This is a genomic window from Burkholderia sp. 22PA0099, from assembly GCF_047497165.1.
In the GTDB taxonomy this organism is placed as follows: domain Bacteria; phylum Pseudomonadota; class Gammaproteobacteria; order Burkholderiales; family Burkholderiaceae; genus Burkholderia.
In genome coordinates this window covers 2,290,716-2,307,005 of sequence record NZ_CP163165.1, presented here as the reverse complement: position 1 = coordinate 2,307,005, position 16,290 = coordinate 2,290,716, and the positions used below count along the sequence as shown (strand labels likewise).

Here is a 16,290-nt window from a genome sequence, read left to right as displayed (position 1 = left end):
AACAAGGAACGACCGTGGAAGATCTTTCACTCGATGCCCTCAAGGAAGAGCTGCTGGCGCTGCTGGCGGCGGAAGCCCCAGGCCTGCCCACGGCGGACGACGAGGCGCCGGTGCCGGTGGCGCGCGACGCGGCGATGCCGCTGTCGTTCGCGCAGCAGCGCATGTGGTTCCTCGACCGGCTCGACAGCCGGGCCGGCGCGGCGTATCACGTGCCGGCCGGCGTGCGTCTGAGCGGCGCGCTGGATGTGGCGGCCCTGCGCCGCGCGCTCGATCGCATCGTCGAACGTCATGAGGCGCTGCGCACCCGCTTCGAGGTAGTCGGCGGCGAGCCGGTGCAGCGCATCGATGCGCCGGCGCCGTTCGCGCTGGCGACGCACGACCTGAGCCCGAGCGGCACGGCCGATGTCGACGCCGATACCGATATCGATATCGACGCTCAGGCGCAGCGGCACCTGCGGGCGGAAGCCTCCACGGCGTTCGATCTCGCCACCGGGCCGCTGGTGCGCGGCCGGCTGCTGAAGCTCGGCGAGCGCGAGCATGTGCTGCTGGTGACGATGCATCACATCGTCAGCGACGGCTGGTCGATGGGCGTGCTGATCCGCGAATTCAGCGCGCTGTACCAGGCCTTCAGCGCGGGGCGCGCCGATCCGCTCGGCCCGCTGCCGATCCAGTACGCCGATTACGTCGCGTGGCAACGCCGGCGGCTCGGCGGCGAGGCGTGGCAGGCGCAGTTGGCGTACTGGGCTCGCTCGCTGCACGACGCGCCCGCGCTGTCCACGCTGCCGGCGGACCGCGCGCGGCCCGCCGTGCAGGATTACGCCGCGAGCAGCGTTGAGGTGGCGTTCGATGCGGCGTTGAGCGGGCGGGTCCGCGCGTTTGCGCAGCGCCACGGCACGACGGTGTTCAACGTGGTGCTGGCGGCGTGGGCGGCGCTGCTGGGCCGCTTGTCGGGGCAGGACGAGGTGGTGATCGGCATGCCGGTGGCGAACCGCACCTGCACGGAAGTGGAGCCGCTGATCGGCCTGTTCGTCAACACGCTGGCGTTGCGCATCGATCTGTCGGGCCAGCCGCGCGCTCACGCGCTGGTGGCGCGTGTGCACGCGGCCACGCTGGCCGCGCAAGGCCACCAGGACATCCCGTTCGATCAGGTGATCGAGGCCGTGAACCCGCCGCGCTCGCGCGCGCATGCGCCGCTGTTCCAGACGATGCTGGCATGGCAGACCAGCGCGCAGGACGCGCTGGCGCTCGGCGCATTGGAACTGCACGGGATGGTGGCGGATCGCGGCGAGGAAGGGCGCGACCTGACACAACTCGACCTGAGCCTGGAACTCGGCGAATACGACGGCGGTATCGCCGGCCACGCGATGTTCGCGACATCCTTGTTCGAGCGGGCGAGCATCGAGCGGTATCTCGGGTATTTCGAGGCGCTGCTGGGCGCGATGGTGGATGAAGCGAGCGTGCCGGTGCAGCGGATCGGGTTGCTGGCGGAAGCCGAACGGCGGCAGGTCATGGAGGGTGGGAACGATACGGCGATGGCGTATATGCCTTCGCTGGGCGTGCATGGGGCGTTCGAGGCGCAGGTGGCGCGCACGCCGGATGCGGTGGCGGTTCGGTTCGAGGATCAGGCGTTGACGTATGCGCAACTCGATGCGCGGGCGAATCATCTGGCGCGTCGGCTGGTCGAGTTGGGCGTGGGTCGTGAGGTGGTCGTTGGCGTGTGCCTGCATCGCGGCATCGATCTGCTGGCGGCGTTGCTGGCCGTGATGAAGGCGGGCGGGGCGTACCTGCCTTTGGACCCGGCATTCCCGGCCGAACGGCTGGCGATGATGCTGGAGGACGCGCAACCGGCGCTGGTGCTGACGCATGACGGCTTGCTGGCTGATCACGACAAGCGACTCGATCTGGGCGAGTGGCCGGCTGGGCCTGAACAATTCGACAGCGCGCGGTTTGATGGCAGCGGCGGCAAATTGGCTTACGTGTTGTACACGTCCGGTTCGACGGGGCGTCCGAAGGGCGTGCAGGTCACGCAGCAAAACGTGCTGAACCTGCTGGCGTCGATGCAGCGCGATCTGCCGTTGCAGGCACACGATCGGCTGTTGAGCGTGACGACGCTGTCGTTCGATATCGCGGCGCTGGAACTGTATCTGCCGATTCTGTGTGGCGCATGCGTGGTGATTGCAGCGCGGGAGACGGCGCTTGAGCCGTCGCGTCTGGCGCGAGAAATCGAGACGCAACAGATCACGGCGATGCAGGCCACGCCGTCCACCTGGCGGATGCTGGTCGATCACGGCTGGCAACCGAAGCCGGGGTTCATGGTGTTGAGCGGTGGCGAAGCGCTGCCGCGCGATCTGGCGGAATCCTTGCTGCGAGCGGTGCCGTCGCTGGTCAATTTGTATGGCCCGACGGAAACCACGATCTGGTCGACGCTCTCGCGGTTGGCGCTCAAGGACGAAAGCGTACGCATCGATATCGGCCAGCCGATCGCCAACACGCAGGTTCACGTCCTCGATGACGCGCTGGAACTGGTGCCCGTCGGCGTGGCCGGCGAACTGTTCATCGCGGGCGACGGCGTGGCGCGTGGCTACCGAGGTCGCCCGGACCTGACGGCAGAACGCTTCGTGCCGAACCCGTACGGCGCACCGGGCAGCCGCATGTACCGTACCGGCGACAGCGTGCGTCGCCTCGCGACTGGCGAACTGGCGTATCTGGGCCGAATCGACCAGCAGGTGAAGCTGCGCGGCTTCCGCATCGAGTTGGGCGAGATCGAAGCCGCGCTGCGCGCGCAGCCCGAAGTGCGCGACGCAGCGGTGACGATCCGCGAAGATCAGCCTGGACAAAAACGCCTGGTGGCCTACGTGGTGGCGGCGAACCCCCACGAGCCTCTGGACGTGCAGGCGTTGCGCCAGACGCTGTCGCGCACGCTGCCGGACTACATGATCCCGTCGCAACTGGTGTGGCTGGACACCTTGCCGCTCACGCCGAACGGCAAGCTCGACCGTCGTGCCTTGCCCACACCGAACGCCCCGCAAAGCGGCGCCGACTACGTCGCCCCGCGCACCGAAACCGAGCAGACACTAAGCGCGATCTGGTCGGACATCCTGAAGCTCGACCGCGCGGGCCTCCACGACAACTTCTTCGACCTCGGCGGCCACTCGCTGCTGGCCGTGCAACTGGCGTCGTCGATCCGCAGCCGGTTGGGTGTGGAAGTCCCGTTGTCGGAACTGTTTGCCCACCCGACGCTGGGCCAATACGCACAAGCCGTGGCGCAGGCGAACGCCAGCGCGCTGCCGCCGATCGTGTCGCGCGGCGCGAACCAGCCCGCGCCGTTGTCGTTCGCGCAGCAACGGCTGTGGTTCCTCGACCGGCTCGACAAGCGCGCCGGCGCGGCCTATCACATCCCGGTGGGCGTACGCCTGAGCGGCGCGCTCGATGCCGACGCGCTGCGCCAGGCGCTCGACCGGATCGTCGCGCGCCACGACGTGCTGCGCACGCGTTTCGTGCTGGCGAATGACGAGCCCGAGCAACGTGTCGACGCCGCCGCCCGATTCGCCTTGACCGCGCATGACCTGAGCGCGCTTGCGCAACCGGAAGCCGAGGTGCAACGCCACGCCGAAGCCGAGGCGGCCGAGCCGTTCGATCTGTCGGCGGGGCCGCTGGTGCGCGGCCGGCTGCTGAAGCTGGGCGAGCGCGAGCATGTGCTGCTGGTGACGATGCATCACATCGTCAGCGACGGCTGGTCGATGGGCGTGCTGATCCGCGAGTTCGGCGCGCTGTACCGCGCGTTCAGCGAAGGGCGGGGCGATCCGTTGACGCCGCTGGCGATCCAATACGGCGATTACGCCGCGTGGCAGCGCCGCTGGCTTGCGGGCGAGGTGCTGCAACGGCAACTCGCGTATTGGAAAACCACGCTGCACGGTGCATCGGAACTGACCACGCTGCCGCTCGATCGCGCCCGGCCCGCCGTGCAGGACTACACGGGCGACAGCCTCGACGTGACGCTCGACGCACCGCTCAGTGCGAAGCTCAAGGCGCTGGCCCGGCGGCAAGGCACGACGGTGTTCAACGTGGTGCTGGCGGCGTGGGCCGCGCTGGCGGGCCGCCTGTCGGGGCAGCACGACGTGGTGATCGGCACGCCGGCCGCGAACCGGATGCGCTCGGAGGTCGAGCCGCTGATCGGCTTCTTCGTCAACACGCTGGCGTTGCGCGTGGATCTGTCGGGCCGGCCTTCCGTGAGCGAACTGCTCGAGCGCGTGCACGACACGACGCTGGCGGCGCAGAGCCATCAGGACCTCCCGTTCGATCAGGTGATCGAGGCGATCAACCCGTCGCGTTCGTTGGCGCACGCGCCGCTGTTCCAGACGATGCTGGTCTGGCAGAACAACGCGCGGGCCGATCTCGATCTCGGCGACATCACGCTGCAAGCGATGGCGGCGGCGCAGGCGCCTTCGCAATTCGACGTGACGCTCGAACTCGGCGAGAGCGATACGGGCATTGCCGGTCGCTTGATGTTTGCCTCGTCGGTATTCGAGCGCGCGAGCGTGGAGCGGTATCTCGGTTATTTCACGGCGCTGCTCGACGGCATGGCGGCCGATGCCGATCAGCCGATGTTGCAACTGAGGATGCTGCCGGAAGCGGAACGCCGGCAGGTGATGCTCGGCTGGAACGATACGGCGATGGCCTGCGAGCGTGCGCAAAGCGTGCATGGGATGTTTGAAGCGCAGGTGGCGCGTACGCCTGATGCCGTGGCGGTGCGCTTCGAGGACGAGGCGCTGACGTATGCGCAACTGAACGCGCGGGCGAATCGGCTGGCCGATCATTTGGTGACGCGTGGCGTCGGCCCCGACGTGATGGTCGGCATCTGCATGCATCGCGGTATCGATCTGTTGGCGGCGTTGCTCGGTGTCATGAAAGCGGGCGGCGGTTACTTGCCGTTGGACCCGGCATTCCCGGCCGAGCGGCTGGCGATGATGCTGGACGATGCGCAACCGGCGTTCGTGCTGACGAACGAGGGTTTGCTGGCCGACCACGCAAAACGTTTGGACCTGAGCGAATGGCCGGCCGGCAATAGCGATTTCCGGCGCGATGCACGGCCCGATGGCGATCAGATCGCCTACATCCTTTACACGTCGGGTTCGACAGGCCGGCCGAAGGGTGTCCAAGTCACCCAGCACGGGATGCTGAACATCCTCATGTCGCTGCAGCGCGATCTGAAGCTGGAAGCGCAGCACCGGCTATTGAGCGTGTCGACGCTGTCGTTCGATATCGCTGCATTGGAACTGTGCCTGCCGCTGTTCAGCGGTGCCTGCGTGGTGATCGCTTCGCGCGAAACCGCGCTCGATCCGTCGAAGTTGTCTCAGGCGCTCGAATCGCGTGAAATCACGGCGATGCAAGCCACGCCATCGACGTGGCGCATGTTGATGGATTTCGGTTGGAAACCGGCCAAGGATTTCCTGCTGATCAGCACCGGGGAGGCCTTGCCGCGCGATTTGGCCGAACAACTGCTGCAATCGGTCGCCTCGGTCGTCAATCTGTACGGCCCGACCGAAACCACGATGTATTCAACGATCTCGCGCGTATTCCCGAGCGAGCACGGCGTTCGCATCGATATCGGCCGCCCGGTGGCGAACACGCAGGCACACATCCTCGACGAAGCGCTGGAACTTGTACCGATCGGGGTAGCGGGCGAATTGTTCCTGGCAGGCGCGGGCGTATCGCGCGGCTACCGTGATCGTCCGGACCTCACGGCCGAACGCTTCATTCCGAACCCCTATGGCGAACCCGGCAGCCGCATGTATCGCACCGGCGATCTGGTCCGCTGGCTTCCGCACGGCGAACTCGAATATCTCGGCCGGATCGACCAGCAAGTCAAGCTGCGCGGCTTCCGCATCGAGTTGGGCGAAATCGAAGCGACGCTGCGCAGCCTGTCCGAAATCCGCGATGCGGCGGCGATGGTCCGCGAGGACCAGCCAGGCCACAAGCGCCTGGTGGGCTACGTCGTGGCCGCCGAAGGCCACGCGCCGGCCGGCACGCAAGCCCTGCGGCAAGCCTTGTCGCTCACGCTGCCCGACTACATGATCCCGTCGCAACTGATGTGGCTCGACGCGCTGCCCCAAACCCCGAACGGCAAGCTCGACCGCCGCTCACTCCCCAAGCCCGAAGCGCTGCAAAGCGAAACCGACTACGTCGCCCCGCGCACCGAAACCGAGCAGACATTGAGCGCGATCTGGCGCGACGTCCTGAAGCTCGACCGCGTGGGCGTCCACGACAACTTCTTCGAACTCGGCGGCCATTCGCTGCTGGCCGTGCAGGTGGGCTCCGCCGTCCGCACCCGGCTGGGCGTCGAAGTGCCGTTGGCCGCGCTGTTCGCCCAACCCACGCTGAACCGCTTCGCGCAGGTAGTCGAACATGCCGCCGCCACCGACTTGCCGCCGATCGCCTTGCGCGACCCGCGCGAGGCCGCGCGCCTGTCGTTCGCGCAGCAACGGCTGTGGTTCCTCGACCAGCTCGACAAGCGCGCCGGCGCGGCCTACCACATCCCGGTGGGCGTGCGCCTGAGCGGCGCGCTGAATGTCGATGCGCTGCATGGCGCCCTGAACCGCATCGTCGAACGTCACGAAGCGCTGCGCACGCGCTTCGTGGTGGTGGACGGCGTGCCCGTGCAGCACATCGACGCGCCGGCGCCGTTCGCGCTGACGCTCCACGACCTGAGCGACGCAGCCGACCCGGACCACGAGGTCGCGGCCCAGACCCGCGACGAGTCCGCCGCGCCGTTCGACCTGTCGGCCGGCCCGCTGGTGCGTGGCCGGCTGCTGAGGCTCGACGAGCGCGAGCATGTGCTGCTGGTGACGATGCATCACATCGTCAGCGACGGCTGGTCGATGAGCGTGCTGATCCGCGAATTCGGCGCGCTGTATCGCGCGTTCGGCGAAGGGCGGGCCGATCCGCTGACGCCGCTCTCGATCCAGTACGCCGATTACGCCGCGTGGCAGCGCCGCTGGCTCGCGGGCGAGGTGCTGCAACGACAGCTCGCGTACTGGCAAGCCACGCTGCAAGGCGCGCCGGAATTGAGCGAATTGCCGCTCGATCGCGCCCGCCCGGCCGTGAAGGACTACGCGGGCGAGACCGTCGAGGTCGTGCTCGACGCGCCCTTGAGCGCGGCCATCAAGGCGCTGGCGCGGCAGCAGGGCACCACGCCGTTCAACGTGGTGCTGGCCGCGTGGGCGGCGCTGGCCGGCCGCCTGTCGGGGCAGGACGACGTGGTGATCGGCACGCCGGTGGCGAACCGGATGCGCTCGGAAGTCGAGCCGCTGATCGGCTTCTTCGTCAACACGCTGGCGCTGCGCATCGACCTGTCGGGCCGACCCGCCGTGGGCGAACTGGTAACCCGCGTGCACGCGGCGACGCTGGCCGCGCAAGCGCATCAGGACCTCCCGTTCGATCAGGTGATCGAGGCGATCAACCCGGCGCGCTCGACCTCGCACGCGCCGCTGTTCCAGTTGATGCTGGTCTGGCAGAACACCGAGCCGGCCGATCTCGATCTCGGCGAGGTCAGGCTGCAAGGGCTGTCGGCCGACCGCGACCGCGCGCAGTTCGACGTGACGCTGGCGCTCGGCGAACACGAAGCCGGCTTCGCCGGGCGCGTGACGTTCGACACCGCGCTGTTCGAGCGCGCGAGCATCGAGCGCTATCTCGGCTATTTCAAGGCGCTGCTGGCGGGCATGACGGCCGGCGCCGCCGAGCCGATGCACGCGCTCGAGATCCTGCCGCCCGCCGAGCGCCAGCGCATCGTGCACGCCTGGAACGATACGGCCGTGCCCCGCGACCCCGCGCAAACGGCGCACGGCATGTTCGAGGCGCAGGTCGCCCGCACGCCCGACGCGGTGGCGGTGCTGTTCGAGGACGAGGCGCTGACCTACGCCGAGCTGAACGCGCGCGCCAACCGGCTGGCGCGCCATCTGGTCGCGCACGGCGTGGGCGCGGACCGTCTGGTGGCGCTCTGCCTGCATCGCGGCGTGGAAACGCTGGTGGCCGTGCTGGCCGTGCTGAAGGCCGGCGGCGCCTACGTGCCGCTCGATCCGCAGTTGCCCGACGAGCGGCTCGCGCGGATGCTGCGCGACTGCGCGCCGGCCGCGGTGCTGGCCGACCACGCCAGCGTGGCGCGCCTGCCGCCCGGCGCGGTGGCGCTGGACGGGCCGCAGGCCGTCGATACGAGCGGCCAGCCCGCGCACGATCTGGCGCTGCGCACGTACCCGGCCCAGCTCGCTTACTGCATCTACACCTCCGGGTCCACCGGCCAGCCGAAATGCGTGCAGTTGACGCACGAAGGGCTGACCAACCTGACCCACATCATGTGGAAGCTGTACCACCTGAAGGTCGGCGACCGCGTGCTGCAGTTCTCGGCGCCGGGCTTCGATGTTTCGGTCAGCGATTACTTCAAGACGATCACGCAGGGCGCCACGCTGTGCATGGCGCCGCGCGAACAGTTGATGCCGCGCGTGACGCTCGAAGCCACCGTCGCGCGGATGGGCGTGCAGGTCGCCACGCTGCCGCCGGCGGTGCTCGCCGCGATGGACGGCGACGCGCTGCCCGGCGTGCACACGCTGGTGACCGCGGGCGACGCGTGCACGCAGGCGCTGGTGGCGCGCTGGTCGAACGGCCGGCGCTTCCTCAACGCGTACGGGCCGGCCGAGGTGACGGCCAGCTCGTCGAACCGCGAAGTGTCGGCCGCGTTCGAGCGGCTGCCGCCGATCGGCAAGCCGCATCCCAACCTGCAGTTCTACGTGCTCGACGCCGAGGGGCGGCTGGTGCCGGCCGGCATTCCCGGCGAGCTGTTCATCGCGGGGGTGGGCGTCGGGCGCGGCTATGGCGGCCGGCCGGACCTGACGGCCGAACGCTTCCTGCCGAACCCGTTCGGTGCGCCCGGCAGCCGCATGTATCGCACCGGCGACCGCGTGCGCTGGCTGCCGCAAGGCGAACTGGAATATCTGGAGCGGATCGACAACCAGGTGAAGCTGCGCGGCTTTCGCATCGAGCTGGGCGAGATCGAGGCGTCGCTGGTGGCGCTGCCGGAAGTGCGCGAGGCGGCCGTGGTGGTGCGCGAGGACCAGCCCGGCAACAAGCGGCTGGTGGGCTACCTGGTGGCCGCCGAGGGCGGCGAGGCGGCTGGAGTGCAGGCCGGTGTGCAGACCGTGCGCGCGGCGCTGGCGCGCACGCTGCCCGACTACATGGTGCCGTCGCAGCTCGTGTGGCTCGACGCCTTGCCGCTGACGCCGAACGGCAAGCTCGACCGCCGCGCGCTGCCGGCGCCGGGCGCCATCGTCAGCGAGGCCGACTACGTCGCGCCGCGCACCGAGACGGAGCGCAGGATCGGCGAGATCTGGGCGGAGGTGCTGAAGGTGGAGCGGGTGGGCATCCATGACAACTTCTTCGAATTGGGCGGCCACTCGCTGCAGATGGTGCACGTGCATCAGCAGTTGACGCTGCTGAGTCCGAAGCCCGTCTCGATGATCGACCTGTTCCAGTACCCGACGATCGCGCAACTGGTGGGCCTGCTGCATGCGCAGGCCGACGAGGAGAAAGCGCAGATCCAGACGCAGGTGGACGCCGCGGCAAGGCGCGGCGAGCAGCGGCGCCGACGCCATGCGTCCGCGCCCGCCAAGCACCGATGAGCCCCGCCAAGCACCGATAAGCCGCGACATTCAACGATAGACAAGGAACCCCCGTGGAAGAGCTTTCCCTGGATGCCCTCAAAGAGGAACTGCTGCGCCTGCTGGCCGAGGAGGAATCCGGCTTGCCGGCGGCGAGCGACGAGGCGCCGGTGCCGGTGGCGCGCGACGCGGCGCTGCCGCTGTCGTTCGCGCAGCAGCGCATGTGGTTTCTCGACCGGCTCGACCGGCGCGCGAGCGCGGCGTATCACGTGCCGGCCGGCGTGCGGCTGCGCGGCGCCTTGAACGTGGCGGCGTTGCGCCGGGCGCTGGACCGCATCGTCGAGCGCCATGAGGTGCTGCGCACGCGTTTCGCCACGACGGACGGCGAGCCGGTGCTGCAAATCGATGCGCGGCGGCCGTTCGCGCTGGAGCAACACGACCTGAGCGGCCTGGCCGATGCGCAGGCCGCGCTGCTGCGTCACGCCGAGGCGGAGGCCGACGCGCCGTTCGACCTGTCGGCGGGGCCGGTGGTGCGCGGGCGTCTGCTGCGCATGGGCGAGCAGGACCACGTGCTGCTGGTGACGATGCATCACATCGTCAGCGACGGCTGGTCGATGGGCGTGCTGATTCGCGAGTTCGGCGCGCTGTACCAGGCGTTCGTCGCCGGGCAGCCCGACCCGCTGCCGCCGCTCGCGATCCAGTATGCGGATTACGCGGTGTGGCAGCGCCGGCGCGTATCGGGCGAGATGCTGCAACAGCAGCTTGCGTATTGGAAGCGCACGCTGCGCGACGCGCCGGCGCTGACCACCCTGCCGCTCGACCACGCCAGGCCCGCGGTGCAGGACCACGCCGGCGACAGCGTCGACGTGATGCTGGACGCGCCGCTCGTGAGCCGCATCAAGACGCTGGCGCGGCAGCAGGGCACGACGGTGTTCAACGTGATGCTGGCGGCGTGGGCGGCGCTGGCCGCGCGCCTGTCGGGGCAGGACGAGGTGGTGATCGGCACGCCGGTGGCGAACCGCATGAATACCGAAGTCGAGCCGCTGATCGGCTTTTTCGTCAACACGCTGGCGCTGCGCATCGACCTGACGGGGCAACCGTCGGTGGGCGAGGCGGTGCGGCGCGTGCACGAGGCGGCGCTGGCCGCGCAGGCCCATCAGGATCTGCCGTTCGAGCAGGTGATCGAGGCCGTCAACCCGGCGCGTTCGCGCTCGCATGCGCCGCTGTTCCAACTGATGATGGTGTGGCAGAACTACGAGCGCGCGAACTTCGAATTGAGCGGGCTGCAACTCGAAAGCATGGCAGCGGCGCAGATCATGGCGCGCTTCGACCTGAGCCTGATCATGCGCGAACACGACGGGCGCATCGGCCTGAGCATGCTGTTCGCGACGTCCTTGTTCGAGCGGGCGAGCATCGAGCGGTATCTCGGGTATTTCGAGGCGCTGCTGGGGGCGATGGTGGACGATGCCGGCGCGCCGGTGCAGCGGATCGGGTTGCTGGCGGAAGCCGAGCGGCGGCAGGTCATGGAGGGCGGGAACGATACGGCGATGGCGTATACGGCGTCGCTGGGCGTGCATGGGGCGTTCGAAGCGCAGGCGGCGCGCACGCCGGATGCGGTGGCGGTTCGGTTCGGGGATCAGGCGCTGACGTATGCGCAGCTCGATGCGCGGGCGAATCGGCTGGCGCATCGGCTGGTCGAGTTGGGCGTGGGTCGTGAGGTGGTCGTTGGCGTGTGCCTGCATCGCGGCATCGATCTGCTGGCGGCGTTGCTGGCCGTGATGAAGGCGGGCGGGGCGTATCTTCCGCTCGATCCGGCGTTCCCGGCCGAGCGGCTGGCGATGATGCTGGGCGATGCGCAACCGGCGCTGGTGTTGACGCATGACGGCTTGCTGGCTGATCACGACAAGCGGCTCGATCTGGGCGAGTGGCCGGCCGGTCCTGAACAATTCGACAGCGCGCGGCTTGATCGCAGCGGCGGCGAACTGGCTTACGTGTTGTACACGTCGGGTTCGACGGGGCGTCCGAAGGGCGTGCAGGTCACGCAGCAAAACGTAATGAACCTGCTGGCGTCGATGCAGCGCGATCTGTCATTGCAGGCGCACGACCGGCTGTTGAGCGTGACGACGCTGTCGTTCGACATCGCGGCGCTGGAACTGTATCTGCCACTGATCAGTGGCGCATGCGTGGTGATCGCATCGCGAGAAACGGCGCAGGAATCGTCGCGTCTGGCTCGGGAAATCGAATCGCAGCAGATCACGGCGATGCAGGCCACGCCGTCCACCTGGCGCATGCTGGCCGATCACGGCTGGCAACCGAAGCCGGGTTTCATGGTATTGAGCGGCGGCGAAGCGCTGCCGCGCGATCTGGCGGAATCCTTGCTGCGAGCGGTGCCGTCGCTGGTCAATTTGTATGGCCCGACGGAAACCACGATCTGGTCGACGTTCTCACGCTTGGCGCACAGCGAGGAAGGGACGCGCATCGACATCGGCCGGCCGATCGCCAACACGCAGGTTCACGTCCTCGATGACGCGCTGGAACTGGTGCCCGTCGGCGTGGCCGGCGAACTGTTCATCGCGGGCGACGGCGTGGCGCGTGGCTACCGAGGCCGCCCGGACCTGACGGCGGAGCGCTTCGTGCCGAACCCTTACGGCGTGCCGGGCAGCCGCATGTACCGTACCGGCGACCGCGTGCGCCGCCTCGCGACTGGCGAACTGGAGTATCTGGGCCGGATCGACCAGCAGGTCAAGCTGCGCGGCTTCCGCATCGAGTTGGGCGAGATCGAAGCCACGCTGCGCGGGCTCCCGGAAGTACGCGACGCCGCCGTGGCGATCCGCGAGGATCAGCCGGGCCAACAACGCCTGGTGGCCTATGCCGTGGCGGCCCACGGCCACGAGCCGACGAATACGCCGGAACTGCGCCAGGCGCTGTCGCGCACGCTGCCGGACTACATGATCCCGTCGCAACTGATCTGGCTGGACGCCTTGCCGCTGACGCCGAACGGCAAGCTCGACCGTCGTGCCTTGCCCACACCGGACGCCCCGCAAAGCGGCGCCGACTACGTCGCCCCGCGCACCGAAACCGAGCAGGCCTTGAGCGCGATCTGGCAGGAAACCCTGAAGCTCGACCGCGTCGGCATCCACGACAATTTCTTCGACCTCGGCGGCCATTCGCTGCTGGCCATGCAACTGGCCTCGCGCATCCGCGCGCGGCTCGGCGCGGACATCGCGCTGGCCGACCTGTTCGAAGCCCCCACGGTGGCCGCCCTGGCCGCCCGCCTGAGCGGAGCCGGGGCCGAGCCGGAAGCGCGCATCGAACCCGTGCCGCGCGATGCGCTCGCCTCGGGCATGCCGCTGTCGCCGGGCCAGGAACGCCTGTGGTTCCTGAACCAGCTCGAACCCGCGTCGCCGGCCTACAACCTGCCGCACGCGCTGCTGCTGCGCGGTGCGCTCGATATCGCCGCCGTGCAGAGCGCGTTCGACGCCATCGTGCAACGCCACGAAATCCTGCGCACGCGGATCGTCGGCACGCACGGCCGGCCGCAGCAGGCGATCGCCGAGGCGCAGGCGGTGGACCTGCCGCTCCACGACCTGACGCCGCTGCCCGCCGCGCAACGCAAGCCGCGCGCCGACGCACTGGTGGCCGAGCTTGCCGCCGCGCCGTTCGACCTCGCCACCGACCTGCCGCTGCGCGCCCACCTGATCCGGCTGGCCGACGATGCGCACGTGCTGCTGGTCACGATGCATCACGTGGTCAGCGACGGCTGGTCGATCGGCGTGATGATGCAGGAGTTCGCCGCGCTCTATACGGCGTTCGCGCAACGGCAACCGTCGCCGCTGCCACCGGTCAGGCTCCAGTACCTCGATTTCGCCGTCTGGCAGATCCGCTTGTTCGAAGGCCCCGCCATCGCCGATCAGCTCGCGTACTGGACGCGCCAGCTCGACGGCGCCCCCACGCTGCTGACGCTGCCGACCGACCGCGCCCGGCCGGCCGTGCGCCGCAGCGCGGGCGGCAACGTCGCGTTCGTGGTGCCGGCGGCCACCGCCGCGAGCCTGCGCGAGCTGGCCGGGCGCCATCGGGCGTCGCTGTTCATGGCGCTGGCGGCCGCCTACGGCGTGCTGCTGGCGCGCTATGCCGGCCAGCGCGACGTCTGCATCGGCACGCCGGTGGCCGGCCGCCAGCGCACCGAACTCGAATCGATGCTCGGCATGTTCATGAACATGCTGGTGCTGCGCTGCGAGGTGGACGGCGCGCTGCCGTTCGACGCGTTCCTCGAGCGGATGCGTGCGGTCGCGCTCGGCGCCTACGCGAACCAGGATCTGCCGTTCGAACGGCTCGTCGATGCGCTCAAGCTCGAACGCCACCTGAGCCACACGCCGCTGTTCCAGGCGTTCCTGCAGGTGGACAACGCGGCGCTGACCCAGGCCGCGCCGCTGCCCGGCATCGAGGTGGAACGCTGGCCGCTCGACGGCGACACCGCGAAATACGATCTGAGCCTGCTCGTCAGCGACGTGGGCAGCGAGCTGCACTGCCGCTTCCAGTACGCGGCCGACCTGTTCGACGCCGCCACCGTCGAGCGCATGGCGCGCCACTTCGGCGTGCTGCTGACGAGCATCGTCGGCAACCCGTCCGGGTGCGTGGGCGACCTCGCGCTGGTGGACGAGGCCGAGCGCGAGCACATGCTGCGCGACTGGAACGACAGCCGGCTCGCGGTGCCCGACATGGGGCTGCACACGCGCTTCGAACAGCATGCCGAGGCGCGGCCGCAGCAGACGGCGGTGGTGGTGGGCGACGCGTCGCTGACCTACCACGCCGCCAACGCGCGCGCGAACCAGCTCGCGCACTGGCTGCGCGGGCGCGGCGTCGGCCCGGAGGTGAAGGTCGCCGTGTGCCTGGAGCGCTCGGTGGACCTGATCGTCGCGCTGATCGCGGTGCTGAAGGCCGGCGGCGTGTACGTGCCGCTCGATGCGTCGTTCCCGGCCGAGCGCCTGGCCTACATGGCAAAGGACTCCGGCGCGCTGCTGATCCTCACGCAGGCCTCGCTGCGAGCAGCGCTGCAGGCGGTGCCCGTCGAGCAACTGGCGCTCGACGACGGCTGGGCGCCGGTCGCGGCCATGCCGCGCGGCAACCCCGCGAACCTGACCGGCGGCGAGAACCTCGCCTACGTGATCTACACGTCCGGCTCCACCGGCATGCCGAAGGGCGTGCAGATCACCCATCGCGGCATCGTCAACTATCTGCACTGGGGCATCGAGGGCTACCCGATGCGCGACGGCGAACGCGCCTCGTTCACGCACCTGCCGCTGATCTTCGACGCCTCGCTCACCACGCTGTTCATTCCGCTGTGGGCGGGCCGCGACATTCACCTGCCGCTGCCGGGCGGGCACGACCGGATCGTCGATTCGATGCGCGAGGCCCAGCAGTTGAGCATGGTGAAGATCACGCCGGCCCATATCGACCTGATGGCCGCCGCGTTGCAGCCCGAGGACGTCCGCACCCGCGTGCGCACCAGCGTGATCGGCGGCGACGTGCTGACGATCGCGCAGTTCAACACCTGGCTGCGCTACTTCCCCGGCACGGTGGTGGTCAACGAATACGGCCCGACCGAAACCGTGGTGGGCTGCTGCGTGGAATACGTCGACCCGGCCGCGCTGAGCGGCGCGAGCGTGCTGATCGGCAAGCCGATCGCCAACATGCAGCACTACATCCTCGATGCGCGCGGCCACCCGGTGCCGCCCGGCGTGATCGGCGAGCTCTACATCGCGGGGGCCGGCGTGGCGCGGGGCTATCTGGGCCGCCCGAAGCTGACGGCCGAGAAGTTCGTGCCGGACCCGTTCGGGCCGCCGGGCAGCCGCATGTACCGCACCGGCGACCTGTCGCGCTACCTGCCGGACGGCCGGATCGACTTCCTCGGCCGGATGGACAACCAGGTGAAGATTCGCGGCTTCCGCGTGGAACTCGGCGAGATCGAGGCCGCGCTGGTGATGCTGCCGGCGATCCGCGAGGCGGTGGTGCTCGCGCTCGACAACGCGGCCGGGCAGAAGGCGCTGGCGGCGTATCTGGTGATGGACGGCGAGGCGGGCGGGGAGGCGGACTTGCAGACGTGCCGCGCGGCGCTGCGGCAGACGCTGCCCGACTACATGGTGCCGACCGAGTGGATCGTGCTCGACGCGCTGCCGCTGACCACCAGCGGCAAGGTGGATCGCAAGGCGCTGCCCGCGCCCGCGTACGACGCGCGCGAGGGCGATTACGTGGCGCCCGAGACCGACACCGAGATCCGGCTGGCGGAGGTGTGCGCCACGGTGCTCGGCGTGGCGCGGGTGGGGCGGCTCGACAGCATCTTCGAGTTCGGCGCGAATTCGCTGCTGGTGGTGCAACTGGCGGCGCAGGTCACGCGCGAGTTCGGCATCAAGGTGCCGCTGGCGATGATTTTCGAGGTGCAGACGGTGGCCGGCATGGCGCGGTACGTCGACGGCCTGCTCGTCGAACTCGCGCATCGCACGGATGACACGGAGCAGGACGCGTCCGGTCCGACCGACGACGAACCCGAGATGCGCATCTGAGCACGGCGGCGCGGCCCTCCCGACGAGCGCCGCGCCGCACGGGCCGATTCCGCGTCACGAGAACGAACGAAAGCGAACGAGAA

General features: G+C 69.3%; 2 protein-coding genes. Both read left to right on the top strand.

The window, feature by feature from the left end:
• Positions 1-14: 14 nt before the first annotated feature.
• On the top strand, positions 15-9,668 hold the full coding sequence (locus AB4851_RS25820) for an amino acid adenylation domain-containing protein (RefSeq protein ID WP_414449352.1): 9,654 nt from the start codon (positions 15-17) through the stop codon (positions 9,666-9,668).
• Between the two features lie 53 nt (positions 9,669-9,721).
• Positions 9,722-16,207: an amino acid adenylation domain-containing protein gene (locus tag AB4851_RS25815; RefSeq protein WP_414449351.1), complete on the top strand. Its 6,486-nt coding sequence runs from the start codon at positions 9,722-9,724 to the stop codon at positions 16,205-16,207.
• Positions 16,208-16,290 lie beyond the last annotated feature (83 nt).